A 24,093-nucleotide genomic window follows, 5' to 3' on the forward strand; every position below is an offset into this window, starting at 1 on the left:
AATAAGGAAGAATTGAATTATGGATATTAAAAATTTAGCAAAACAAAGTGAAAAATATACCATAGACATCAGAAGAGATATTCATCAAAATCCTGAACCATCATGGAAAGAATTTAGAACGACAGAGCTTATAGAAAGAGAACTAAAATCATTTGGAATAGAAACTAAAAGGCTTAAAAGAACAGGTATTATAGGCATTCTTAAAGGAGCAAAAAAAGGAAAAACATTAGCTCTTAGAGCAGATATAGATGCACTATCTATAAAGGAAAATACAGAATTACCTTTTAAATCAAATAATGAGTATATGCATGCTTGTGGTCATGATTGTCATACAGCAATGCTTTTAAGTGCAGCTAAAATACTATCTGAAATAAAGGATCAATTTAGTGGTACAGTAAAATTTATATTCCAGCCCGCAGAGGAAACTTGTGTTGGTGCGAAGGTGATAATGGAAGAAGATAATGTACTTGAAGGTGTAGATGCAATATTTGGTATGCATATATGGGGCAATTTGGAGTATGGAAAATTCAATATAGAGCCTGGTGCTAGAATGGCTTCAGCAGATACCTTCAAAATAAGAATAAGAGGAACTGCAAGTCATGGTTCCACACCTCATTTGGGGGTAGATTCTATTGTTGCTGCATCAGCAGTGGTTATGAATTTACAGAGTATAGTAAGCAGAAATATAAATCCAATTGAACCAGTGGTTATTACTGTTGGAACTATAAAAGGTGGAGATAGATTTAATATAATTGCAAATGAAGTAGTTATGGAAGGAACTACAAGAGCGTTTTCACAGGAAGTGAGAAAAGTTCTAGAAAAGAAAATGAGAGAAGTAGTTGAAAATACAGCTCAAACCTATGGGGCTAAAGGAATACTGGAATATGAATACTGTCCAGCTCCTCTTATAAATGATTCAAAATTAACAAATACAGCGCTAAAGTCTGCCAAGAAACTTTATGGAGAGGGTAGTTTAATACCTATGGATAAACTAACTATCTCAGAAGATTTTACCTACTATATGGATAAGGTTCCAGGAGTATTTGTATTTTTAGGTGGTGGAAACAAAAAGCTTGGCATGTATGCAAATCATAATGATAAGTTTATAATAGACGAAAGTGCATTAAGTAGGGGAACTGCCTTATATGTTCAGTTTACTGCAGACTTTTTGAACAGTTAGACCAGAAAAGTAAATAATAAATCGTTATGTAAAAAACAGTAATAATAAGTAATTATATAGAAATACACCCTTCAAAGTCCTATAGAAAAAAGTTAAAAGCCTGTATATAATTAATAATATAATAAAAATTTGAGGGGGTATTCTTCATGGATGAAAAGCAAATGGAAATAGTTGAAAAGATTTTAAGAGAACTCCAGGATATTAAAGTAATTCTACAGGAAAAAATGAGTGATGATGAAAGCGTAGAAGAATAAAAAATTTACATAGTTTATTTGTTTTGAAAATTTTGATAATGGTATTGTGATTAGGTGTTTAAATGATGTAAAAATTAGTTAAACGCCTTTTTGTTATGCACTCATGTAAAGTTTTACTACACGGTTTAAAAATAATGTGACATAAGCGTATGTAAGCGAAGTAACTTTCAAATGTATTCCGGTTGATATATGCTGTGAAGGAAAACTCACTTCATTAAGAAGTTCTAATACTTGAGATATTGAAAAATTTCTACCTCCTTAAATGCGATGTCCTGTCGATTTCGGAGCTTTTGCCGTCCTGGCAAAAATTACGAAATTTTTCAATATCTCAAGCAAAGAACTTCTAAAATTCGTTCGAATCTTCCTTCGCAGCATATATCAGTCTGCATACAGCTGAAAGTTACTTCTTAGTGCATTACCTGTACACATAATACTTATTATTTAGTTTAACAATATATCTACCTTGAAATTTAACTACATTTTCATGTCACCATGTGTAAGAAATTGTTTTTTAAACTAAATATATTAGTGCAATAGTATATTCGGCATTAATTTTTGAGCTTTAGAATAATTAAAACATTTAGCCATGAGACACCCTTATCATATATCATGAAGTAAAAGTTAAAATCCAAACTTCTACTGCATCCTTGTATCGCATTATGCTCATTAAGTGATCTAATGTAACATATTAATACTTGTTTTCTGCTCACTAGAAGTACGAGGTTTCATAATCATTGCCATGAGTTTATTTAATAAATAGCTTAAAGTAATAACTACAGGGAAATACACTATAAGGAACAACCACACATTATATGCTTGAAGGTGGCGTATAATTAAGTATTTCCACATAAGTGCAGCTTCTAATAAATAAAGTTCATAGGATATGCATCCTATAAAATTCAATACTTTTGAAAAATATCCCATAGTATTTATAAATAATATTATTATAATTGTTGTAAATGCAAAGGCACAGTTTGATATTGCAAAAATGTGGGTGCCTAAGCTGATATTTCTTAGAGAAATTATAAATGTAAATAGGCATATTAAAAATGCAAAACCATATGCTAAATTAATGCGCTTTGATCCTAATTTTTTATTAATGGTATCCAGGTACAAACCTGCCATTACACCTATTGGAAAGGTAAATGCATTTAATCCCCATTGATAAGATACTTCATGAGTATATCTGTATACAGGATGATACTTAAATAAATAAGCTACAAATAAAAGTAATATCAACTTAAGTATATTTTTTGTTGGAAGTTTAAATATGATGTTAAAGAATATATACCATAATAATATAAATGAAATATACCACATGGAAGCATCAATGCTTCTATTGAAATCAAAACCTATAATTGACAAAATCATAGTACTCTTTGAATAAGCTTTATGATATATAAATGTATCAATAATTATCCATAGAGCTGTTATCATGGAATAAGGAAGTAAAATTTTTGAAAATCTATTAAATAGTATTTTTTTGTTTATTCCTTTTTTTAAGTATGATTTAGTAAGTCCATATCCAGAAAGAAATAAAAATAAAGTTACTCCTTGAGATCCAGCGTGAGATAAAAATGGAGCTTGAATTATTTTGTCAGCAGAAAGATGTCCGAAAATAACTAAAAGTATGGCAATACACTTTAATTGTTCAGTACAATTTTTATCTAGTTTATATGAAAATGTTCTTTCAAAAATCTTTCTAAATGACATAATAGTAAGTAAAATAATCAATAATAATATAAACATGTGAATTATTTAAAACACCTCCGTTTAGGACTTTGTTGAATGCCTAAAATATTAATGTAGTTATTGCAGTAGAAAAATAAACAATTTATACAACATATAATTAAAGTGTAATTGATTAATAAAGCTTTGATTATTACCTTCTTAATTCTACACGATTATTAATTTATATTAAATAGATATTTTAAAATTAAATATAAATTATTACTTTTTAGTTAAAGAAAAAACAATTTTTTTATATTTTGTCACTTTACAAATTTAGCATGATAAAGTATAATCATTAATATAATTGAAAGTATTTTGTTAGGAGGATATAAAAATGAAAAAGAAACTTGTATTTTTAGTAATTGCAATATTTACATTAGGCTTATTAATTTCTGGTTGTGGAAAAAAGGAACAAGCTACTGATAACTCGTGGAAGGAAATACAGCAAAAGGGAAAATTTGTATTAGGTTTAGATGACAGTTTTCCACCAATGGGATTTAAAGATGATAAAGGTCAGATTATTGGATTTGACATAGATATGGCACAGGAAGCAGCAAAGAGAATGGGCGTAAAAGTTGAATTAAAACCAGTTCAATGGGATGGTGTTTTACTTAGTTTGAATAATAAAGATATAGATGTTATATGGAACGGACTTACAATTACAGATAAGAGAAAACAGCAAATAGCATTTTCTAAGGTATATCTTCAAAACAAACAAATCATAGTTACAAACAATGATTCCAATATAAAAACTAAAAAAGACTTAGCAGGAAAGAAAGTAGGTCTTCAATTAGGAAGCAGTAGTGAAACAGCATTAAATGCAGACAGTGCAACTGCAAAATCTATAAAAGAAATAAAAAAATATTCTAATAACACAGAAGCATTGATGGATTTAAAAACAGGACGTATAGATGCTGTAGTTGTAGATGAAGTAGTAGGAAGGTATTACATATCAAAAAAACCTGGACAATATAAAGTTGCTGATGAAGATTTCGGTAAAGAAGATTATGGTGTTGGTATAAGAAAATCAGATGTAACTTTTAAGAATGAACTTGACAAGACTTTAGATGCTATGAAAGCAGATGGAACAGCAGATAAAATATCACAAAAATGGTTTGGCAAAAATATAATTGCAAAATAAAGAGGGAAGTGGTTTAAATGACTAATCTTATGGATGTTACAGGATTTATTTTAAAAGGGAGTTTAATATCTGTAGAATTATTTTTAATAGTCGTAGTTTTTTCAATACCTCTAGGGGTTTTAGTTGCAGTAGGAAAAATATCAAGTGTAAAACCTTTGAGAATAGTATTAAGTTTATATACATGGGCTTTCAGGGGAACTCCTTTATTACTTCAACTTTTTTTCACATACTTTGGACTTCCTGTAATGGGTATAAGATTAGAACCATTAACAGCAGCAAGTATAGCATTCACTGTAAATTATGCAGCATATTTAGCAGAAATATTTAGAGCTGGAATAGAATCCATTGATAAGGGTCAATTTGAAGCAGCTAAGGCTCTTGGAATGAGTTATGGACAAACTATGATAAAAATAATAATACCTCAAGCTGTGAGAAATGTTATTCCTGCAGTTTGTAATGAAAGTATAAATCTTATAAAAGATACAGCATTAGTTGCAGCTATTGGTATTGGTGATTTGCTCAGAGCTGCAAAGGAAATTGTAACACGAGATTTCACCATTACCCCTTTTATGATAGCTGCAGTAATATATTTATTTATTACCTCAATACTTGTAACGGTATTTAGAAATATTGAAAAAAAATATTCTGTATATTAATTTTAATCTTTTGTTATTGGAAAAAGACTTCAGTTATTTATTACTAATTGAAGTTTTTTTTCTCTTTTCTTTTTTTAAATTACAATTGTCTAAACACTCTTTTAAGCATTCTTCAATTACATCGCTAGTTATTTCGAAATTTTCTACTTTTTTCATAATATAATCTTCCTCCTAATAGTAAAGAAATTTAATGGGACTAAAATAAGAATATGTTAACTATTATACCATATATTTCCAGAAACACAACCAATATTATATTTAATTTCACACATAAATACCACATCATAGTTAAAATAGCTGAAGGGTGGTACTTTATTTATTTTAGCTTGTGTATAAAATATAAGTAAGAAGAAAAATAAAGTACATGGAGGAATTGAAATGAAAATAGGAGTTATAATGGGTGGAATATCTTCTGAAAGAGAAGTTTCCTTAAATTCAGGAAAAGAGATAGTAAAATATTTTAATAAAGAAAAATATGATGTTGTTCCAATAGTAATAGATAAAAAAGATGATATTATTGCAAAGGCAAAAGATATAGATTTTGCATTTATAGCACTGCATGGTAAGTTTGGAGAAGATGGAATAATACAGGCAGTACTTGAAACTATGGATATCCCTTATTCCGGATGCGGTCCATTAACAAGTGGTATATGCATGGACAAAGACATAACTAAAAAATTATTAAGATCAGCAGGAATAAATACAGCAGATTGGTTATCTGTAAAATCTGTGGAAGAAATAGATTATGATTTTATAGAAAAAATGGAATATCCTGTAGTAGTAAAACCTAATTGTGGAGGTTCAAGTGTAGCTACAAATATAATTAAGAAAAAGCAGGATATAGAAAGTGCAGTAAGATTAGCATTAGATTATGACACTGAAGTCATGATAGAAAAATATATTAAAGGTGATGAAGTAACTTGCTGTATGATGAATGGAGAAGTTCTTCCATTAATAGCTATAAAGCCTAATGCAGAATTCTTTGATTATACAGCAAAATATGCAGATGGTGGTTCAGACGAAATTATAGTAAAACTTGAAGAAGGAATTCAAAACAAAATAGAAGAAATGGCACTAAAATGTTGGAAAGTTTTAAAATGTAGTGTTTATGTAAGAGTAGATATGATAATAAAAGAAGGAGTACCATATGTACTTGAGTTAAACACATTGCCAGGAATGACTAAAAATAGCTTATTCCCTAAAAGTGCAAAGGCTGTAAATATGTCATATACAGATTTGTTAGACAAAATAACTGAGTATTCATTGGTTGAAGTAAGATAATTATCTTTGTAATATGCATATACTATGAATTTTAAATAAAAAGACATTGACTAAAAGTCATGTCTTTTTTATTTTAAAAAGTTTAGTTAAGTGTTTAAAAATATATATTTAATTTAATATTATGTTATATGTTATATAATATATCTTGCATGATATATTATACTTGTGGATAATGTTATATTATGTGTAAAATTTGAGGGGGAGAAAAATGAATAAGAAACTTGAATATTTAATTGAATTTGTTCCTGCTATAAAAAGTTTAGTTGGTGGTGATTGTGCAATTAATGTTACTAGTGAAAATGAGTGTATATGTGTACTTAATGGAGAAAAAATAAAATCACCTTTAGAAAAAGTATCAATTGATCAAGCTAAATCTACAGAAGAAATACTAGATACTGTGAAAAAAATAACTTCAAATTCTAAGGTTTTGCTAAATAACGTTAAAAATAATTAATTAATATGTTTATAAGTAAATTTACTATGGAGCAGAAATTCTATTATAATATAACTTAAGAAAAGAAAAAGGTGGAGAATAAAATGGGAACTTTAGTAAAACAGTCTCTTGTAGATCAAATATATATTCAAATTAGAGATGACATTATTGAACAGGTAATTCCTTGGGGGAAGAGGTTAAATGTCAATGAACTTCAGGATAAATTTGGAATAAGTAGTACACCAATAAGAGAAGCTTTAAATAGATTACAAAAAGAAGGACTAATTGAATATAAAAATAATATAGGGGCTAGTGTAATTAGTATTGAAAAAAAAGATATTATTGAAATTCAAGAGGTTGCTTTAACATTAGATTGTGCTGCTATAAGGTATGCCATAGAGAATGGTAGAATTGATGAGATTTCAAGTGAATTATTGCATAATATTAAAAATTTTCAAGAGGCTAATGATGAAATAAAACGTTCAGAAAGTATAGAAGAATTTATAAGAGTTTTTTATAAATATGCAGATAACTCCAGACTTATAGCTATGTCAAAATTAATAAAAGGACAGCAAAGTATGCTTAGAAGTGCCTATCGTAAAGAAAGAGAGGGCATGACTAGTATTGATAATCATATTAATATATATAATGCTGTACTTGAAAAAAATATTGATAGTGCTGTAACATCTATGGAAAAAGAGTATAAGCAGGCTACAGAAATTTTATTGAATTGCCTTGTACATAGAAAATCAAGTGATTCTTAGACTCAGGTGGAGTTTGTTTGTGAGGAATATCTCTTACTTGAGCAAAAGCTCGTAAAATGCCTGGGAAAATACGAGGTGATATAGTGAATGATACTCAAATTAAATGTTTTTTAGAAATTGCCTATGAAAAAAGCTTCACAAAAGCAGCTAATAATTTATACATAACACAACCTGCTATAAGTCGGTATATGGCAGCTTTTGAAAAAGAGCTTGGAATATCTTTGTTTGATAGGACAAATAAGCATATTAAATTAACTGAAGCAGGAGAAATATACTACGATTTTTTTCGTAGATTTCAGTTAGAATTTGAAAATACAATGGAAAAAGTTCATTCTCTAAATTGTAAAAAGCAAGGTATTATAAGGTTAGGTTATATTGTAGGATGGAGCATTTCATCATTTTTACCTAGTATTTTGGAAAAATTCTCAAAGGAGTTTCCTGATATTTCAGTTTCAGTAGAATGTTTGGAAATAAATGAACTTACAAAAGCATTAACTACTAATAATTTAGATGTGATATTAACCTTAGATAACTCTTTGGATGGTATAAAGGATATTAATAAACAAAAAGTAACTGAAATTCAAAAGTTGATTTTGTATTCTAAATTTCAAAAACTACCTAAAAAACAAAATCTAACACCATATGATTTTAAAGATGAAACTTTTTATGTTATAGCTAATGAAGAGGCGCATAATGCTGAATTAGAAATTCGGAATTATTGTAAGTCCTATGGATTTGTACCACATTTAAAGTTGTCACCAAATATGGAATCTATATTTGCATGTGTAGAAAATGGATTGGGTGTAACATTTTTTGATACATGGGGAAAAAATATAATAAATACACCATCCTTTAAATATGTTTTATTAGATTCTAATCATGAGGTGAGCATGGCATGGAATAAAAATAATAAAAGTGAAATTGTACATGTGTTAGTTAATGAATTTATACGACATCTAAAATAATTTGCAATGTAAAATAATCCATATCAAAATTGATATGGATTATTTTATATTTTAGGCATTGTACTTATGGTTTTATATTTGATATTATTTTAATAAAGATATATGTTATAAGATATATCTTATAATATTTGCAAAATTTATAAAATTGGAGGCATTTTATGAGTACAAGAACTGAAATGTTATGTAAAAACATTGAATTTATAGGTTATGACGATATGAATGGCAAACCAGGATTTCAAATGGCTATGCAAAAATCTGGAGATAAATATTATATCTATACAGCTTCATTTAGACACAATGGATGGAATATAATTGATGTTACTGATCCAGCACATCCAAGAAATGTTAAGTGGCTTCAAGGTCCATGGCTGTCTGAAGATTTGCATGATGGACAGGGTACACCAAAGATTCAAATTGCTGACGGAATTATGGTTACAGCACATGGTGGAACAATGAAAGAATTACATGGTACAGAAATTGGTTTACCATTCTGGGGAGGAATAATGATCTGGGATGTAAAAACAGATCCGGAAAACCCAATTTTATTATCCAAGTTTCAATGTAAAGGTGGAGCTGGAGTACATAGATTCTTCTACAATGGCGGAAGGTATGTATACGTAACCGGAAATGCAGAAGGATTTAATGGATTTATCTTAAGAATAGTAGATATTGAAGATCCTAAAAATCCTGTAGAAGTTGGAAGATGGTGGGCTGACGAACAGTTTATGAATAATAAAGTATCATCAGGCAGTGCACGTTATGGATCAGCAGAAGCATTATCTGCACCATTCCTTCATGCATGTGTTGTTAAAGATGATATTGTTTATATGGCATATGCAAATAAGGGATTTATTATGTTAGATGTAAAGGATAAAACAAATCCTAAAATGTTAAATTGTCTTCCTCTTAATCCACCATTTGGAGGAGGATCAGCAGGAGCGCCAATTCATTCTGTTTTACCATTAGGAGACAGACCTTATGTAGTGGTTACAACAGAAGGAGAAAGGTCAAGATATTTCAGCAATGAAACAACAGAAGGATTATTTAAGAAAATTGTAACTCAGCCTATGAATATGCTTAGCATAGTAGAAGTTACAGATGTAAGTAATCCAAGTCTTATTTCCATTTTCCCATATCCTGAAGTACCTGAAGGATATACTCATGGTACAAACTTTAATGTTGTTGATGGAGTGCGTATTCCATTTGGACCTCACAATATATTTGATGCATTTGGTCAAGATGTTTATGAGAAACGTAATGATAGAGTTTATTGTTGTCATTTTAATGCTGGACTTCGTATTTACGATGTAAGTGATCCTTATGTGCCAAAAGAAATAGCATATTTCCTTCCACCAGATCCAAAGAAGGATTTATTCAATAATGGAGAAGGTAACTTAGTACCAGGAGCAAGAGTTGCAATAACAGAGGATGTTTTAGTTGATGATCGTGGTTATATTTATATAGATACATATATGGATGGATTGTATATATTACGTTGTACTGTTTAACTTACTATTTTATAGAAGAGCAGCTTGTAATTTAACAGTACCTTTCCGTAATAATAAGTTGCTGTCATTGTATTTATAGTAATGGGATTAGATATTTCTATATCCCATTACTATAAATACAAAATGTTAATTGCTTAATAATTTTAAAAAGTAAACGTTTTATAGATGTGAGGTAAATAATTAAAAATAAATTATTATTGAAAGAGGGAATTATAAATGTCAATTCAATTTCAGCCCATGAGAAGCCTTATTTATGTAGATGTTGTAAAAGAGGATTACAGACACATGTTAAAGCATTGGCTTTACTATCATCATGTACCAGAAAGTATGGCGCAGTTTGGTCCATATGTAAGTAAATATGCGTTTTATCCTGCATTACCAACACCACCAGATGGAGAAAGATTTGGAACTCACAGAATGCAGTTAACAGAACATTACTGGTTAGTTAATCCACTAACACCTGAATTTAAAAATAAAGCCATGACTGAATATTTTCCAATTGACGTATTAAAATGGCAAGGCAATGTTCCAGATGATAATGAAGTAGCAATTCTTGAAGGTAAAGAAACAGATAAAATGGAATCAGGAGATGCTGCAAGATCAACAGGTGGTGATAATGGTATGCCTCCATTTATCTGGGCTTTTGTGCCTATTTCCTGGGAAGAAGATTTAAAAGGTGAAGGAAGAACTATGGAAGATGGGCCTAATTATCGTTGGCAGTTTGTAATGAAATATCCAGATGGTGTATCTATGGAAGAAGGGGACAAGTGGTTTTATGAAGAAGTTGTACCAAAATTTCAGGAATCTCAAGATGTAACAAGAATGTTAACAAGCAAGATTATCCAAAGCATTAATAACTGTCCATATCAAAGAGTGGTTGAAATTTGGTTTAATTGTCCTTCAGGCTGGCACAGAACTGCAGTGGAAAGGGCAAAAGAGATTAAAAAACCATCTTGGGCTAAGTATGATGAATTCCCTTATTTGAAACCTAAATTTGAAATTTCAAGTTTATTCTTAACAGATATTGCTGAAAGTGATAACTATACACAGTATCGCGGATTTATTCCTATGCGTTAAATCATCAAATATATTATGGAGAAAGAGGGAATAAGCATGTCAATTAAAAGAAAGGCACTTTTAATTCAAGGCGCTTTTGGTGCAGTTATACTAACCCTTCTAATGCAGCCTATGGGAGCTTTTGGGTTTGCAAATTATAATTGGATGTTATTTGTTGTATTACTTTTATTCTTTGCAATGGGTGCAGATTTTAAGAAGATACCATCTATGATAGTGTGCTACCCTATAGGAATTTTATGGGCAATGCTTAATGGTGTATTAATTGGAGCATTAAAAGACTTGCCACCATGGACTAGTGGTGTAGGATTGACAATTGTTGTAATATTCTCTATATTAACTGTCCATGAAAATTTATTGAGAGATACTATATTCGCAAATATACCAGCATTATTTTTAGGGCTTGCAGAAACATTTTTTATATTTTCAATTCATCCAGCTAATGCGCCAGCAATAACACCATTTCATTTATTTGGATTCTTTCTTTATGGAATGATAATGTCAGTAGTATTAGTAGCTGGTGGTGGTGCACTTTGCAATATATTTCTTGGTAAAGAGTGGCCTAAATACGTATTTGGTGGACAAGAGGAAAAACAACAAACTGTATAATTTAAAATTTGTAAAATAATTATACAGATTAAAATAGAGTAAAAGAATTTGTAAAAATCTTTATACTAACTAATTATATTTGGAGGTTAAAAATGAAAATTTTGGGTATTTCAGGTGGAACAAAGAATGGTCATAATGATGCTATGTGCAAAGAAGCTCTTATGGGTGCAAAAGAGGCAGGCGCAGAAGTTGAATTTATCCGTCTTATGGATTTAGATATAAAACATTGTACTGGATGTACAGCTTGTGTTCAAACACTTATGTCAGGAAAAGGAAATATGTGTGTTTTAAAAGATGACTTTGATTGGCTGCTTGACAAAATGTTAGATGCAGATGGAATAGTTGTGGCACTTCCAATCTTTGAAAAAGGTGTGCCTGGAATTTTTCAGACAATCACAGATCGTTTTGGACCAAGAATGGATAGAGGAAATAATGTAATAGCAGCTAAAATTGCTGAAGAAAAAGGTGGAAAAGCTCCAGATCCAAGAATATTAAAGGATAAGGTTATTTCCTACATGGGAATTGGTGGTTCTGATTGGACTATAAAGTTCCAATGTACCGCAGCAATGCAGGCTTTAACTCCTATGTGGAAGGTTATTAATAATGAAACATTCCCATGGTCTTCTGGTATTATTATAGATGATGAAAGAGTTGCAAGGGTTCATCAAATAGGAGTTAACATTGCAAATGCAGCAAAGGATATTTCAAATGCTTTATATAAAGGAGAAGAGGGCGTTTGTCCACATTGTCATTCTAGAAACTTCTTCTTAGATAGAGAATCTACACATGCTATTTGCGAATTATGTGGTATTGAAGGTGACATTAAAATTGTAGATGGTAAAGTAAAGTTTGAATTCCCAGAAGAACAGTTAGAACATGCACATGATACTTTATCTGGAAAATTTAAGCATGGTGATGATATTGGAAAGACTATATCTACAATTGCGGATATGAAAAAAACTGATAAGTATAAACAACGTTTGGAAAGTTATAAGAACTTTATTACAGGAACAATGCCAGAAAAGTAAAATACTCAAAAGTATTATGGATTAACATAAAAAATTTAGTTTTATTAAAAAATTTTAGTCTAAAAGAAGGCTGTTACAATAATTAGTGTAACAGCCTATTAAATTATTAAATTTTAGGAAGAGGTATATTATATGAACGAAAGAAAATTAAATGTTTTAACATTAGCTTTGGGAATAGCACTGCTGCCTCCAATATGGGCAGTAATAAGTCCTTATTTTGGCATTACTACAGGCGCTGTAGCTTTGATTTGTGCTGGGATTTTTCTTGCAAATGGAAATAGAGTAGAAGATGGTGTTAAGATATCTATAGGTTTTTTGCTAGGAGATTTATGGGGGTGTATAGCACTGAAAGCAATGGATATGGTAAAATTAAATGAAAATATAGAACTTTTTTGCGCTTTATTTATTTTAGGAGGACTAGCAGTAATTATTGCAAGTACTAAATTAGAAAAAATAATATTTTTGCCAGCATGGTTATCTGGATGGGCAATAACTTTATTGCTTATGGCTCCATTAAATATGAATTGGGGAACCTTACCTATTCAAATAGGAATATCCATGTTAATGGGAGTATGGTATGTAGGTATAGGTGTATTAAAGTTTCAGAATTTACTAATTACAATGATAAAAAAGTAATTCGATAAGATGAGAAGTTTAAATGAATTTGCAGCTTTAATTTTTAAATGTTTTGTCTTGTATTTAGTAATTTTTAAGGAGAATGTGTATGATAAAAAAAATAGGATTTATTGCCTCGGATGAAAAATTAAAGGATATTGTTGTACATTTATTTAGAAAAGAAGTTGAACAAGGCGAAATAATTATAGATATATTAGATCCTGATAATATGAAAGCACAAGGAAAGATGCTGGAGAATAGGGGAGCAAGTGCTATTATAGCAAGAAGTGGAGGATATCGTCATACTGTAGGTACGGTAAATGTACCAGTTATAAATTTAAAAATAAGTACGTTAGATATTTTATATGCAATAAAGAAGGCTGGTAAATATAAGAAAGATATAGTTATTGTCATATCAGATTTAGAGTATTTTAGTTATGAGGATTGGAAGGATGTTATTCATGAGAAGATTATAATTGAAAAGTTTGAGGATAAGGATAATATAGAATCCATAATTAATAAATATAAGAAAATAAGAGATAAGGTCATAGTGGTTGGTGGCGGTATTCCTTGCATGTACGCTGAAAATTTAGGAATAGATAATGTTTCTATAGGTGCAAGCAATGAATCTATCTGTGATATATTTGAACATGCAAAACAGTTAGTAGATAGTTTGTATGAACAAAATTACAGAAATGAAGTATTAAATATGATTCTAGACGGTGTACATGATGCAGTTATTGCTATAGATAGGAATGGAAAAATTATATTATACAATGAAAGAGCACAGGAATTATTAAAAAAGTCTAGTACCAATGTCATGGATAAAAATATTGAGGAAGTTTGTCCAGAACTTACTTTTATGATGGATGTTTTAAAAAGTGGAGTTAATCAATATAATGAAATAAAAAATTTGCCTGAAATAGTAATCACAGCTAATACATCTGTGTTGAATATAGATGGACAAACTCATGGCGTTCTTTGCTCTTTTCAAGATATTACTAAGCTTCAAAATTTAGAAAAAAAGATAAGATATGAATTAAATAAAAAAGGTCTTGTTGCTAAGTATACATTTCAAAATATCATTGCCAATGATCCCATAATGAAAAATACAGTATCAAAAGCTATTAAAATAGGATTAGATGATAGTACTGTTATGATTTATGGTGAAAGCGGTACAGGTAAGGAAATGTTTGCTCAGAGTATTCATAACATAAGTAACAGAAAAAAAGAACCTTTTGTAGCTATTAACTGTGCAGCAATTTCTGAAAGTCTTTTGGAAAGTGAGTTATTTGGATATGAAGAAGGAGCATTTACAGGTGCAAGAAAGGGCGGAAAACCAGGTTTATTTGAGCTTGCTCATGGAGGAACTATATTTTTAGATGAAATAAATAGTATGTCTTTGAATCTTCAAGCAAAGATTTTGCGTGTTTTAGAAGAAAAAGAAGTAATGAGAATAGGATCAGATTATGTTATTCCTCTAGATGTAAGAATTATTGCAGCTGCCAATGAAAATTTGAAAGGAAAAATTAAAAATGGTACCTTTAGAAGTGATTTGTTTTATAGATTGAGTATTTTAGAACTGCATATACCACCTCTTAGAGAAAGAAAAGGAGATATAATTCCACTATTTATGCATTATCTAAAAACATTATCAAAAAAAGTATGTGAGTTTAAGCTTGAAAGTAAAATTGAAAAAAAGATACTGAATTATTCGTGGCTAGGGAATGTTAGGGAATTAAGGAATGTTGTTCAAAGATATTTGATTTTTCAAGAAGTAGATTTAGATGAAAATGAAATGCTGGAAGATAACAATAAGTTAGATAACGATGAGAATTTATTAGATTTAAAGCAAATTAATAAGTATGTAGAAGAGAAGGTAATACAAATGTTGAAGAGCAGTGGAATGTCAAAAAACGAAATTGCAAAAAAACTAGGCATAAGTAGAACAGCGTTATGGAGAAAAGGTAAATGTTAACATGGATAATGTAAATAAAATGAAACATAGTGTTAATTTACTGAAACAATAAAATAAAAACATTTACACAAAAACAGGCTTTAGGTCTGTTTTTTATTTTGGCATGAAAGTTGCTAATATAATAGGTATAATGAGAAGCAAAGCTTCACAAGTTAAGAACTAATGGATAAGAGTTAGTAGTGAAGGATGATTTTTAGTTATATAGGAGGAGTAAAATGGTATTTAAAAATTTTGAAGAATTAATTAAAAAAGTTCAAAATTCAGGATCAAAGAAAATAGCAGCAGTAGTAGCAGCACAAGATGAACACACTTTACAAGCTGTATTTAAAGCTAGAAAAGATAATATAGCAGAGCCTTTATTGATAGGAAATAAATCAAAAATAAAAGAAATATTAAGTAACTTAAAAGAAGATTTAGATGATAGTTCTATTATTGATGCAGAAGATGATGCTTCAGCAGCAGCAAAGGCAGTAGAACTTGTTAATAGCAATAAAGCAGACTTTATAATGAAGGGTAAAATTCAAACTGCTGACCTTTTAAAAGCAGTGGTAAATAAGGAAAAGGGACTTAGAACAGGAAGGGTTATGTCTCATTTTGTTATTAATGAAATACCTAATTATCACAAGTTAATAGTAACTACAGATGGTGGAATGATGATGTATCCAAATGTAGATGAGAAAAAGCAAATCATTGAAAATGCTGTTAATACACTTATAGATATTGGATATGAAAAACCAAAAGTTGCAGTTTTAGCAGCTGTTGAAAAGGTTAATCCTAAAATGCCTGAATCTGTTGATGCAGCTTTATTAAAGAAAATGAATCAAAAGGGAGAAATAAAAAACTGTATTGTTGAAGGTCCTATATCCTATGATTTAACTATGAGTAAAGAATCAGCAGAAATAAAAGGATACGGCAGTCCTGTAGTGGGAGACGCAGATGTTTTAATTGTTCCAAACATTACTGCAGGGAATATACTTGGAAAAGCTTTAGTTTTCTCTGCAGGTGGTAAGATGGCAGGTTTTATAGTTGGAGCTAAGGTTCCTATTGTTTTAACTTCAAGAGGATCTTCAGCTGAAGAAAAATATCTATCATTAGTATTATCTGCATCAGCAGCTAAGTAATAAATTTAGAATAATTACTTACAAAAAGAAATAAGGAAAAATGATTAAGGGAGGCTGCTTATGAATATTGATTGCAAAAAGTTCACAATGAATAAATCGAATTTTATTTTTGTTGGTGAAGCCGGGAGCGGTAAAAGTGAGATTGCAATAAATTTCGCAAAATACCTTGTTGATCTCAATGAGAAACCAGTACATTTTTTTGATATGGATATGACAAAACCAATGTTTAGGTCCAGAGATGTGAAGGCAGAGATTGAAGAAATGGGTATTATATTTCATCATGAAGAACAGTTCTTTGATGCACCAACAGTTGTAGGCGGCGTTAATCTTTTGCTCAAGGATGAAAATTGTTATGTAGTTATGGATGTTGGCGGAAATGATATAGGTGCACGTGCCATAGGGGGATTTGCTCCTAAAGTAAATCAAGATAATACGGTTGTGTATTATGTTTTGAATGCATATAGACCATGGTCTGGTAATTTGAATCATATAGATGGAACACTTTCATCCATATTGAAAATGTCTCATATTAAATTAGATAAAGTACATATGATAAGTAATCCGAATAATGGGGTTTCCACGACAGTTGAAGAAGTATTAGAAGGAAACTTAAAAATGCTTGAAATGATAGGAGCTTTAATTAATATAGATTTTACCTGTGTCAATGAGACTTTATATGAGAAAGTAAAATCTAGGACAGACATTCCTTTGATGCCTATTCATTTATATTTGACATATCCGTGGAACCAATAATTCTTGGTAAACCTTTGATTACAAAGGGATCAATTAGCTATGAACATTAATAGAAATGTTTAAATCATGTTTATTTTGAAAGGAGAATTTGATTAAAATGGCAAAAGCAGAGATTAGATCAGAAAGCTGTAAGAGTTGTCAATATTGTATTAAGTTTTGCCCTAAAGGTGTACTTGCTGTAGGACATGAAGTTAATTCAAAAGGCTATGAATATGTAGTGCCAGTTAATATGGATGCTTGTATAGGATGCTGCATGTGTGCAAGAATGTGTCCTGATGCTGCTATTGAAGTATATAAATAATAAACAAGGGGGAAGAGAAAAAATGTCTAGAATATTTATGAAAGGCTGTGAAGCTATTGCAGAAGCAGCTGTTAGAGCCGGCTGTAGATTTTTTGCCGGATATCCTATCACACCACAAAATGAAATTCCAGAATATTTCGCAAGAAGATTGCCTGAAGTTGGAGGAAATTTTGTACAAGGAGAAAGCGAAGTTGCTTCTGTAAATATGGTTTATGGCGCTGCTTCAACAGGAACAAGAGCAATGACATCATCATCAAGCTGTGGTATATCACTAAAAAGTGAAGGTATTTCATACTGTGCATCAGCACGTATACCAATGGTGTATGCTAACATATCACGTGGAGGCCCTGGTGTAGGTTCTATCCAACCAGCTCAGCAAGATTACCTTCAAGCAACAAAAGCTTCAGGTAATGGTGGATTCCAAATGTTAGTATTTGCTCCATCTACAGTTCAGGAAGCTGTTGACATGACATATAAAGCATTTGATTATGCACAAAGAGACAGAAACCCTGTTTTAATTCTTTGTGACGGTGTTATTGGAACAATGATGGAACCAGTTGTGTTACCTGAAATGAAAACAGATGAAGAAGTTGCTGAATTAAAAGCATCTAACAAAGATTGGGCTTGTATTGGTCATAAATTAGACTACAAAAATAGAGCATGGATTCAACCAGGTCAATGGTTGACAAGCAAAATGCAGAGCGTAAATGAAGAAGCTGCTGCTTTATATGCCTCATGGGAAAAAGATGTACAAGTAGAAGAATATATGATAGAAGATGCAGAGATTGTTGTTGCAGCTTATGGTATTTCAGCTCGTGTATCAAAATCAGCTGTTGATATTCTTCGTAGGGAAGGTATCAAAGTTGGATTAATCAGACCAATTACGGTACATCCTTTCCCATATAAAGCCTTTGATAATATCAATTATGATGTGTGTAAAGCTGTTGTTGATGTTGAAATGTCTATTCCAGCACAGTTTTTACAGGATGTAGAAAAAGGCGTAAAAGAACGTTGTTCAATTGATACATGCTTATGCTCAGGTGGTAACATTATGAGCCGTGAAGCTATTATTAAAGCTATTAAAAAAATTAATGAAAACTAGGAGGGTATAGAAAATGGAAAAGGTTTATTCAAGAACAAAAACAATCCAAGAAGATAAAGTTTCCGGTTTCTGCCCGGGATGTATGCATAGTACAGTTATCAAATTAATAGGCGAAGTTTTAGAAGAAATGAACATTGTTGAAAAAACTGCTTGTGTTCTTGGTATAGGATGCTGCGGACTTCATATGGACTATATTGCATATGACAATATAACTTCTCCTCACGGACGTGCCTGTGCAGTTGCAACAGGTATTAAAAGAGCAAACCCAGATACATTGGTTTTTACGTATCAAGGAGATGGTGACTTTGCTTCTATTGGACTTGCTGAATCAGTTTCAGCAGCAAACCGCGGCGAAAACATTACTGTTATTTTTATAAACAATGGTATTTATGGTATGACAGGAGGCCAGATGGCTCCTACTACATTAATGGGTATGAAAGCAAGTACAGCGCCTAAAGGACGTATAGCTGAGGAACATGGATATCCAATGCATATGTGTGAAATATTAAATCAGCTTACAGCACCAGCATATTTAGAGCGTACAAGCTGCAATACTCCACAAAATGTAATTAAAACTAAAAATGCAATCAGAAAAGCTTTCGAAAACCAGTTAAATGGTAAAGGATTTTCAATGGTTGAAATTGTAACAAACTGCCCAACAAACTGGGGACTTGAACCACTGGATTCACTTAAATTCATTGAAGAAAAAATGCTTCCAGAATACCCATTGGGTGTAATAAGAGATAAATAGGAGGAAGAGATATGGAAACAAACTTGTGTGTTGCCGGATTCGGCGGACAGGGTGTCATGACACTTGGAAAATTTTTAGCATCTGCAACCTGTGATTCTACAGATAAAAACGTTACTTTCTTCCCATCATATGGAGCTGAGCAGCGTGGTGGTACAGCAAACTGTTTCGTTGTTATTTCAGACGAAATGATAGGAGCACCTTTAGGTGACGTTATGGATGATTTGATTGTTATGAACGAACCATCATTAGATAAATTTCTTGATACATTAAAAGAAGGCGGTAGACTTTTCAGTAACAGCTCAATCGTTAAAAAAGACATTGCAAGAAAAGATATTAAAATAATTTCTGCACCTGTAACAGAGCTTGCTCTTGAGCTTGGAAATGCAAAAGTTCTTAATGTTATCATGCTTGGCGTATATATAGGGTTTACTGAAGTTATTTCTCCTGAAATTGTTTGGGAAACAATTGAACACAAACTTGGTAAAAAGCCAAAGTTACTTCCATTAAACAAACAAGCCTTTGAAAAAGGGCTTGAAATTGGAAGGTCTCAAAAATAAAAATATAGAGGATTGTAATAATATAAAGTTTAATAACTCAAATTTCGCACATACAATTTTAACTTAATGTAAGCAAATTGCGAAGCATTTTTTAAAGAGGACAGAGGACAATTGTCCTCTTTAAAAAAGTTGCTTCGCAATATTTTTAAACTGCGAAAATTGAGTAATTAACTTAAAAATAGGAGGAATAGTAAATGAGTTACAATATATTAGCAATTAACCCAGGATCTACTTCTACAAAAATAGCTTTATATGAAGATCAAAAAGAAATATTTTGCAAAACGTTAGATCATCCAGCTGAACAAATTGAAAAATATGAGAATGTGACAGATCAATTTGATATGAGAAAAGAAGTTGTTCTTTCATTTTTTAAGCAAAATGGATATGAAGTTAAAGAATTAGCTGCAGTTGTTGGAAGAGGTGGAATGGTTCCAAAAGTAAAATCTGGAGCTTATAAAGTTAATGAAACAATGGTAAATAGATTGAAAAATAATCCAGTAGTAGAACATGCTTCAAATTTAGGAGCTTTAATTGCTTATGAAATAGCAAATTCTATTGGAGTACCAGCCTATATATATGACTCTGTTAGAGTAGATGAATTAGAGGATATAGCTCGTATATCAGGTATGCCAGATATACCAAGAACAAGTACTAGTCATGCATTAAATACAAGAGCAATGGCAATGAAGGTTGCAAAAAAATATGGTAAAAAATATTCAGATATGAATTTTATTGTAGCTCATTTAGGTGGAGGAATATCAGTAAATGTTCATAGAAAAGGACAAATGGTAGATATAATGGCAGATGACGAAGGACCATTTTCACCTGAAAGAGCTGGAAAAGTTCCTTGCAATGCACTTATAGATCTTTGCTATTCAGGAAAATACGATAAAAAAACTATGAAGAAAAAATTAAGAGGAAATGGTGGATTAAAAGCTTATCTTAACACTGTTGATGCTAGAGAAGTTGAAAAAATGATTGAAAGTGGAGATGAAAAAGCTAAGCTTGTCTATGAAGCTATGGCTTATCAGGTTGCCAAGGGAATAGGTGAACTTGCAACAGTAGTAGAAGGTAAGGTAGATGCTATCGTTATTACAGGAGGTATAGCATATTCTGATATGATAACTAACTGGATTAAAAAGCGTGTAGAGTTTATTGCACCTGTTGAGATTATGCCTGGTGAAAATGAAATGGAATCTTTGGCTTTGGGAACTCTTAGAGTATTAAAGGGTGAAGAAGAAGCAAGAGAATATGTTGAATAATATGTTTTAGGAAATATTAAAAAGGAGGTATTTTTAATGAACGTTAAAGAAACTAAACTTGAAGATGTTTTAAAAAGTCGTGGTATTGACATGAAAGATGTTGATAATATTTCAGAAGCAGATATTCCAGAAGCAAAAGAAAGCACTCAAAAGCTTATGGATATTTATTATACTTTAAAAGTTACTGCAGATATGGAAGCTGCGTATTGGTATAACAGAACTTGGTGGGAAAATGATGGTGAAGTAATTGAAGTAAGAAGAGCTAAAGCTGTAGCAGCTTCTTTATCACACATGACACCTACAATTTTACCTTATGAGAAGCTTGTTATGAACAAGACAAAAAATGTTAGAGGTGCATTTCCATTTCCTTGGGTTTGTGCAAGTTTCTTTAATGCTCAAGCAGAAGCTTTAATGAACGAAGTTGATGCTCCCGCAGAAAATGAAGCTGATTCAGTAAGTGTTGTTGGTGCTGGTGGAGGTAATGTTACTGAAAGTTATGGAAATGTTATCTCTGTTGCTAAAAAGTTTGGTATGAGAAAGGAAGAAATTCCGGTTCTAGTTAAAACCTCAAAGCCTTGGGAAGGAATTTCAGTAGAAGAATTAAGTGATAAGTATTCAAAAATGACACCAGGATATGATCAGTTTAAAAATATCATGGAAAGTGTTATCTGTATGTTCGATTCCTTTGCAATTCCACAGGGACGTGAAGTAATTAACTATTATATGCCTTTGCAGTATGGTTTTGATGGAATTATCAAGTTATGTGATGAAAAAATTGCTGAAGTTATGGGTGAAGCTGGTGATGACGGCAATTTCGGCATGAGCAGAGGTTATTACTATGCAGCAATGAAGGAAATTACTAAGGGGTTAAGTGCATGGTGTGAAAACTATTCAAAGAGAGCGAAATATTTAGCTTCTATTGAAACAGATCCAGAAATTAAAGCTAACTATGAAAAAATTGAAGAAGTTATGGGAAACATTGCTCATAAGAAACCTGCAAATTTCTGGGAAGCACTCCAGATGACGCTTTGCTGTCATTTAGGTGTTGTTAATGAAGATCCTCAATCTGGTCTTTCAATTGGTAGGCTTGGACAAGTATTGCAGCCATTCTATGAAAAAGATGTAGAGGATGGTGTTATGGCAGATGAAGAAGTAATTGAACTTCTTGAGTTATACAGAATTAAAATTACTTGTATTGAATGTTTTGCATCAGCTGGTGTATCTGGCGGCGTTCTTTCTGGTAATACCTTTAACAACCTTTCATTAGGCGGACAAAATTATGATGGACTTTCAGCAGTTACTCCACTAGAATATTTAATTGTTGAAGCAGGCATGAGAAATCAAACTCCTCAGCCTACGTTGAGTGTATTATACGATGAAAAAACGCCAGAAGACTTCCTTATGAAGGCTGCTTCATGTACAAAACTAGGGCTTGGATATCCTGCATGGATGAACAACCAGACAGGTATGAACTTTATGATGAGAAACTATGGAGCAGAGGGAATGGATCTTCATGATGCAAGAGCATGGTGTCTTGGAGGATGTCTAGAATCTGCCCCTGGATGCTTTTTGCCACTTGAATATAATGGAAAAGTAACAATGATCCCAGGAGGCGCATCACCTACATGTGGTACAGGTGTTCATTTTATTGGTATGCCTAAAGTACTTGAACTTGTTTTAACAAACGGTTTAGATAAAAGAACAGGAAAACAAGTATATCCACCTCATAATAAGAAGCTTGATTCTTATGAAACAATGGTAGATCAATGGAAAGAGTATATGGAACTTACTACAGATGTTGTAAATAGGTGTAACAATATTCAAATGGATATTTGGAGAAAATATAACATGCCAGCTGTTAATTCTTTATTAAAACCTGATTGCTTTACAAAGGGGAAACACATTGGCACTATGGGAGCGAGATATAACTCATGTATTAACTTTGAATCCTGCGGCACTATTACTTTAGTAAATTCATTGACTTCTATTAAGAAGAATGTCTTTGATGAAAATAAATTTACAATTGAAGAAATGACAGATGCAATGCTTAATAATTTTGGATTTAAGACTGCATATGAAACAGGGGTATTCTCACCTGACTTCAGAGAGAGTACAGATAAGAGCACTAAATATGAGAAAATCTTTGCAGCATGTGTAAATGCACCGAAATACGGTAATGCTGATAAGTATGCAGATGAAATTTTTAAAGCGTATCATTATTATATTTATGATATGACACATAAATTCCGTTCATACTATGGTAAACCTTTATATTTATGCCAGATTTCAGTATCAACACATGGTCCTCAAGGCTTTGTAACCTTGGCTACAGCTGATGGAAGACTTGCAGGAACAACTTATTCAGATGGTTCTGTATCTGCAGCAGCAGGAACAGATAAGAATGGTATATATGCTATATTTGAATCTGCAACAGTTTATGATCACTCAATGCATCAAAATGCACAGATGAATTTAAAATTGCATCCAACAGCAGTTAAAGGTATCAGTGGAACAAGAAAACTTCTTGATCTTGTACGTGCTTACATGAGAAAAGGTGGATTCCATGTTCAGTTTAATGTTGTTGATTCTAAAACATTGAGGGATGCTCAGCTTACACCAGAGAAATATAGAGAACTTATGGTTCGTGTAGCTGGATTTACTCAATACTGGTGTGAAATCGGTAAGCCTATTCAAGATGAAGTTATTTATAGAACTGAATATGATAAATAATAAGGTATACTAAAAAATGAATGGAGGTAATAGCAATGCGCCACTATGATTGTAAAAATTATATAAATTTAGATTGTGAAAAAGGTCTTTGTGCATTAACAAAAGGAATGGTTCCTATTGATGGTGAAGGAAGTGAGGCTTGCCCTAATTTTAAGGTGGCTGAAAAATGCGGAAACTGCAAAAGCTTTTGTAATCCAGATAAATATGGATTGGGAACATGCAAAGGCTTGGAAAAAGAAAACTGGGCATATGCTACTTGTGGTGCTTCTACATGTCCAGGATATAAAGCAGAATAGGGT

Annotated in this window: 24 protein-coding genes; 22 read left to right on the top strand and 2 right to left on the bottom strand. The window is 31.5% G+C overall.

Going from position 1 to position 24,093, the window contains the following annotated elements; translation table 11 throughout:
* Window positions 1–19 precede the first annotated feature (19 nt).
* Complete coding sequence (locus Q6H37_RS05900; protein WP_318739964.1) at window positions 20–1,180, top strand: amidohydrolase; 1,161 nt, start codon at window positions 20–22, stop codon at window positions 1,178–1,180.
* A gap of 929 nt (window positions 1,181–2,109) precedes the next feature.
* Here the strand turns inward: Q6H37_RS05900 and Q6H37_RS05905 are convergent.
* A complete protein-coding gene (locus Q6H37_RS05905) occupies window positions 2,110–3,183 on the bottom strand; it encodes an acyltransferase family protein (RefSeq protein WP_318739966.1) in 1,074 nt (357 codons plus the stop codon).
* A gap of 316 nt (window positions 3,184–3,499) precedes the next feature.
* On the opposite strand from Q6H37_RS05905, the gene Q6H37_RS05910 reads away from it, so the two are divergent.
* On the top strand, window positions 3,500–4,306 hold the full coding sequence (locus Q6H37_RS05910; RefSeq protein ID WP_048030142.1) for an amino acid ABC transporter substrate-binding protein: 807 nt from the start codon (window positions 3,500–3,502) through the stop codon (window positions 4,304–4,306).
* A 17-nt stretch (window positions 4,307–4,323) separates the two neighbouring features.
* Window positions 4,324–4,962: an amino acid ABC transporter permease gene (locus Q6H37_RS05915; RefSeq protein ID WP_318739970.1), complete on the top strand. Its 639-nt coding sequence runs from the start codon at window positions 4,324–4,326 to the stop codon at window positions 4,960–4,962.
* A 33-nt stretch (window positions 4,963–4,995) separates the two neighbouring features.
* Here Q6H37_RS05915 and Q6H37_RS05920 read toward each other — a convergent pair whose 3' ends face one another.
* On the bottom strand, window positions 4,996–5,118 hold the full coding sequence (locus Q6H37_RS05920) for a hypothetical protein (protein ID WP_278246428.1): 123 nt from the start codon (window positions 5,116–5,118) through the stop codon (window positions 4,996–4,998).
* A gap of 222 nt (window positions 5,119–5,340) precedes the next feature.
* Between Q6H37_RS05920 and Q6H37_RS05925 the strand changes: the two genes are divergently transcribed.
* The 19 genes from Q6H37_RS05925 to hpdC all read left to right on the top strand — a co-directional run bounded on the left by Q6H37_RS05925 (window position 5,341) and on the right by hpdC (window position 24,090).
* Window positions 5,341–6,243, top strand: a complete 903-nt coding sequence (locus Q6H37_RS05925) for a D-alanine--D-alanine ligase (protein WP_318739975.1) — start codon at window positions 5,341–5,343, stop codon at window positions 6,241–6,243.
* 208 nt (window positions 6,244–6,451) lie between these two features.
* Window positions 6,452–6,697, top strand: coding sequence for a hypothetical protein (locus tag Q6H37_RS05930; protein ID WP_318739976.1), 246 nt, complete (start codon window positions 6,452–6,454; stop codon window positions 6,695–6,697).
* Window positions 6,698–6,780: 83 nt separating this feature from the next.
* A complete protein-coding gene (locus Q6H37_RS05935) occupies window positions 6,781–7,440 on the top strand; it encodes a GntR family transcriptional regulator (RefSeq protein ID WP_318739978.1) in 660 nt (219 codons plus the stop codon).
* Window positions 7,441–7,523: 83 nt separating this feature from the next.
* A complete protein-coding gene (locus Q6H37_RS05940) occupies window positions 7,524–8,405 on the top strand; it encodes a LysR family transcriptional regulator (RefSeq protein ID WP_318739980.1) in 882 nt (293 codons plus the stop codon).
* Window positions 8,406–8,563: 158 nt separating this feature from the next.
* Window positions 8,564–9,913 (top strand): hypothetical protein, encoded by a 1,350-nt coding sequence (locus tag Q6H37_RS05945; protein ID WP_318739982.1) that lies wholly within the window; start codon window positions 8,564–8,566, stop codon window positions 9,911–9,913.
* 216 nt (window positions 9,914–10,129) lie between these two features.
* Window positions 10,130–10,990, top strand: coding sequence for an acetyl-CoA hydrolase (locus Q6H37_RS05950; protein WP_318739984.1), 861 nt, complete (start codon window positions 10,130–10,132; stop codon window positions 10,988–10,990).
* 36 nt (window positions 10,991–11,026) lie between these two features.
* Window positions 11,027–11,596: a DUF1097 domain-containing protein gene (locus Q6H37_RS05955; RefSeq protein ID WP_007061341.1), complete on the top strand. Its 570-nt coding sequence runs from the start codon at window positions 11,027–11,029 to the stop codon at window positions 11,594–11,596.
* 92 nt (window positions 11,597–11,688) lie between these two features.
* A complete protein-coding gene (locus Q6H37_RS05960) occupies window positions 11,689–12,624 on the top strand; it encodes an NAD(P)H-dependent oxidoreductase (RefSeq protein ID WP_318739986.1) in 936 nt (311 codons plus the stop codon).
* A 132-nt stretch (window positions 12,625–12,756) separates the two neighbouring features.
* Entirely contained in the window at window positions 12,757–13,260 is a 504-nt protein-coding gene (locus Q6H37_RS05965; RefSeq protein WP_318739988.1) for a DUF1097 domain-containing protein, read from the top strand.
* Window positions 13,261–13,348: 88 nt separating this feature from the next.
* Window positions 13,349–15,217 carry a sigma 54-interacting transcriptional regulator gene (locus Q6H37_RS05970; protein WP_318739990.1) on the top strand — a complete coding sequence of 623 codons (1,869 nt, stop codon included), beginning with the start codon at window positions 13,349–13,351 and terminating at the stop codon, window positions 15,215–15,217.
* 215 nt (window positions 15,218–15,432) lie between these two features.
* Complete coding sequence (locus tag Q6H37_RS05975) at window positions 15,433–16,338, top strand: bifunctional enoyl-CoA hydratase/phosphate acetyltransferase (RefSeq protein WP_318739992.1); 906 nt, start codon at window positions 15,433–15,435, stop codon at window positions 16,336–16,338.
* 60 nt (window positions 16,339–16,398) lie between these two features.
* Window positions 16,399–17,091, top strand: coding sequence for a hypothetical protein (locus tag Q6H37_RS05980; protein ID WP_318739994.1), 693 nt, complete (start codon window positions 16,399–16,401; stop codon window positions 17,089–17,091).
* Between the two features lie 97 nt (window positions 17,092–17,188).
* Complete coding sequence (locus tag Q6H37_RS05985) at window positions 17,189–17,392, top strand: 4Fe-4S binding protein (protein ID WP_318739996.1); 204 nt, start codon at window positions 17,189–17,191, stop codon at window positions 17,390–17,392.
* 22 nt (window positions 17,393–17,414) lie between these two features.
* Window positions 17,415–18,494, top strand: a complete 1,080-nt coding sequence (gene vorB / locus Q6H37_RS05990) for a 3-methyl-2-oxobutanoate dehydrogenase subunit VorB (RefSeq protein ID WP_007061349.1) — start codon at window positions 17,415–17,417, stop codon at window positions 18,492–18,494.
* 13 nt (window positions 18,495–18,507) lie between these two features.
* The gene (locus Q6H37_RS05995; RefSeq protein ID WP_318740000.1) at window positions 18,508–19,245 is read left to right on the top strand and encodes a thiamine pyrophosphate-dependent enzyme; all 738 of its coding nucleotides are present in this window, start codon (window positions 18,508–18,510) and stop codon (window positions 19,243–19,245) included.
* A gap of 11 nt (window positions 19,246–19,256) precedes the next feature.
* Window positions 19,257–19,802, top strand: coding sequence for a 2-oxoacid:acceptor oxidoreductase family protein (locus Q6H37_RS06000; protein WP_318740002.1), 546 nt, complete (start codon window positions 19,257–19,259; stop codon window positions 19,800–19,802).
* Window positions 19,803–19,996: 194 nt separating this feature from the next.
* Complete coding sequence (buk, locus tag Q6H37_RS06005) at window positions 19,997–21,064, top strand: butyrate kinase (protein WP_318740004.1); 1,068 nt, start codon at window positions 19,997–19,999, stop codon at window positions 21,062–21,064.
* A 36-nt stretch (window positions 21,065–21,100) separates the two neighbouring features.
* On the top strand, window positions 21,101–23,794 hold the full coding sequence (gene hpdB, locus Q6H37_RS06010) for a 4-hydroxyphenylacetate decarboxylase large subunit (RefSeq protein ID WP_318740006.1): 2,694 nt from the start codon (window positions 21,101–21,103) through the stop codon (window positions 23,792–23,794).
* A 35-nt stretch (window positions 23,795–23,829) separates the two neighbouring features.
* The gene (hpdC, locus tag Q6H37_RS06015) at window positions 23,830–24,090 is read left to right on the top strand and encodes a 4-hydroxyphenylacetate decarboxylase small subunit (protein ID WP_318740008.1); all 261 of its coding nucleotides are present in this window, start codon (window positions 23,830–23,832) and stop codon (window positions 24,088–24,090) included.
* Window positions 24,091–24,093 lie beyond the last annotated feature (3 nt).

Origin of the sequence: Clostridium sp. JS66 (assembly GCF_033561535.1) — a bacterium.
GTDB lineage: Bacteria > Bacillota > Clostridia > Clostridiales > Clostridiaceae > Clostridium_AM > Clostridium_AM carboxidivorans.

What these genes read in the sequence shown, in the direction of transcription:
- Q6H37_RS05925 (WP_318739975.1), top strand. Translation starts at nt 5,341, where the DNA reads ATGAAAATAGGAGTTATAATGGGTGGAATATCTTCTGAAAGAGAAGTT.
- Q6H37_RS05955 (WP_007061341.1), top strand. Translation starts at nt 11,027, where the DNA reads ATGTCAATTAAAAGAAAGGCACTTTTAATTCAAGGCGCTTTTGGTGCA.
- Q6H37_RS05945 (WP_318739982.1), top strand. Translation starts at nt 8,564, where the DNA reads ATGAGTACAAGAACTGAAATGTTATGTAAAAACATTGAATTTATAGGT.
- Q6H37_RS05985 (WP_318739996.1), top strand. Translation starts at nt 17,189, where the DNA reads ATGGCAAAAGCAGAGATTAGATCAGAAAGCTGTAAGAGTTGTCAATAT.
- buk (WP_318740004.1), top strand. Translation starts at nt 19,997, where the DNA reads ATGAGTTACAATATATTAGCAATTAACCCAGGATCTACTTCTACAAAA.
- Q6H37_RS06000 (WP_318740002.1), top strand. Translation starts at nt 19,257, where the DNA reads ATGGAAACAAACTTGTGTGTTGCCGGATTCGGCGGACAGGGTGTCATG.
- Q6H37_RS05980 (WP_318739994.1), top strand. Translation starts at nt 16,399, where the DNA reads ATGAATATTGATTGCAAAAAGTTCACAATGAATAAATCGAATTTTATT.
- Q6H37_RS05900 (WP_318739964.1), top strand. Translation starts at nt 20, where the DNA reads ATGGATATTAAAAATTTAGCAAAACAAAGTGAAAAATATACCATAGAC.
- Q6H37_RS05935 (WP_318739978.1), top strand. Translation starts at nt 6,781, where the DNA reads ATGGGAACTTTAGTAAAACAGTCTCTTGTAGATCAAATATATATTCAA.
- Q6H37_RS05915 (WP_318739970.1), top strand. Translation starts at nt 4,324, where the DNA reads ATGACTAATCTTATGGATGTTACAGGATTTATTTTAAAAGGGAGTTTA.
- Q6H37_RS05960 (WP_318739986.1), top strand. Translation starts at nt 11,689, where the DNA reads ATGAAAATTTTGGGTATTTCAGGTGGAACAAAGAATGGTCATAATGAT.
- Q6H37_RS05920 (WP_278246428.1), bottom strand. Translation starts at nt 5,118, where the DNA reads ATGAAAAAAGTAGAAAATTTCGAAATAACTAGCGATGTAATTGAAGAA.
- Q6H37_RS05965 (WP_318739988.1), top strand. Translation starts at nt 12,757, where the DNA reads ATGAACGAAAGAAAATTAAATGTTTTAACATTAGCTTTGGGAATAGCA.
- Q6H37_RS05950 (WP_318739984.1), top strand. Translation starts at nt 10,130, where the DNA reads ATGTCAATTCAATTTCAGCCCATGAGAAGCCTTATTTATGTAGATGTT.
- Q6H37_RS05995 (WP_318740000.1), top strand. Translation starts at nt 18,508, where the DNA reads ATGGAAAAGGTTTATTCAAGAACAAAAACAATCCAAGAAGATAAAGTT.
- vorB (WP_007061349.1), top strand. Translation starts at nt 17,415, where the DNA reads ATGTCTAGAATATTTATGAAAGGCTGTGAAGCTATTGCAGAAGCAGCT.
- Q6H37_RS05970 (WP_318739990.1), top strand. Translation starts at nt 13,349, where the DNA reads ATGATAAAAAAAATAGGATTTATTGCCTCGGATGAAAAATTAAAGGAT.
- hpdB (WP_318740006.1), top strand. Translation starts at nt 21,101, where the DNA reads ATGAACGTTAAAGAAACTAAACTTGAAGATGTTTTAAAAAGTCGTGGT.
- hpdC (WP_318740008.1), top strand. Translation starts at nt 23,830, where the DNA reads ATGCGCCACTATGATTGTAAAAATTATATAAATTTAGATTGTGAAAAA.
- Q6H37_RS05905 (WP_318739966.1), bottom strand. Translation starts at nt 3,183, where the DNA reads ATGTTTATATTATTATTGATTATTTTACTTACTATTATGTCATTTAGA.
- Q6H37_RS05930 (WP_318739976.1), top strand. Translation starts at nt 6,452, where the DNA reads ATGAATAAGAAACTTGAATATTTAATTGAATTTGTTCCTGCTATAAAA.
- Q6H37_RS05910 (WP_048030142.1), top strand. Translation starts at nt 3,500, where the DNA reads ATGAAAAAGAAACTTGTATTTTTAGTAATTGCAATATTTACATTAGGC.
- Q6H37_RS05975 (WP_318739992.1), top strand. Translation starts at nt 15,433, where the DNA reads ATGGTATTTAAAAATTTTGAAGAATTAATTAAAAAAGTTCAAAATTCA.